General features: G+C 64.1%; 1 protein-coding gene. It reads left to right on the forward strand.

The window, feature by feature from the left end; translation table 11 throughout:
* Positions 1-51 precede the first annotated feature (51 nt).
* Positions 52-714: FGGY family carbohydrate kinase (locus PA598K_RS00710; RefSeq protein ID WP_260405209.1), on the forward strand; the 663-nt coding region annotated here is incomplete at its 3' end.

Here is a 714-nt window from a genome sequence, read left to right on the forward strand (position 1 = left end):
GGTCGGCGAGCCGTTCGAATGGACTTTTGACGAGGAAGGATATCTGCCGAAATGAATAAGCAATCCCCAGTCGTAGTAGCTGTAGATATAGGAACGACCAGCGTCAAATCGCTGCTCATCACGCGCGAGGGTCAGGTCGTCGACTGCGTCACCGTCGGCTACCCGATGATGCTGCCGCAGCCGAATATGGCCGAGCAGGACCCCGACGTCATCCTGGCCGCCGTCAAGCAAGGCATCGGCTCGCTCATGGCGCGTACGGGCTGCGCGCCGGAGCGCGTCGCTTGCGTCGCCTTCAGCAGCGCCATGCATAGCCTGATCGTACTCGACGAGGCGGGACGGCCGCTCACCGGCAGCATCATCTGGGCCGATCAGCGCTCGGCACCGCAGGCGGAGGCGCTGCAGGCATCCGGCCAAGGGCTGGCGATCTATGAGCGGACCGGCACGCCGATCCATCCGATGTCGCCGCTGCCCAAGCTGATCTGGCTGCGGGAGCATCGTCCCGAGGTGACAGCGGCTGCCCGGCATTATGTCGGCATCAAAGAGTATGTGCTGATGCAGTTGTTCGGCGAGTGCGTCGTCGACTACTCTGTTGCCAGCGCGACTGGACTGTTCAATCTGCGCGAGCTGGCCTGGGACCGCGAGGCGCTGGACGTCGCTGGCGTCACCGAGCGTCAGCTGCCAACGCCTGTCCCGGTGTCGCATCAGTTGAGCGGC

This window comes from Paenibacillus sp. 598K (assembly GCF_003851045.1).
Taxonomy (GTDB): domain Bacteria; phylum Bacillota; class Bacilli; order Paenibacillales; family Paenibacillaceae; genus Paenibacillus_D.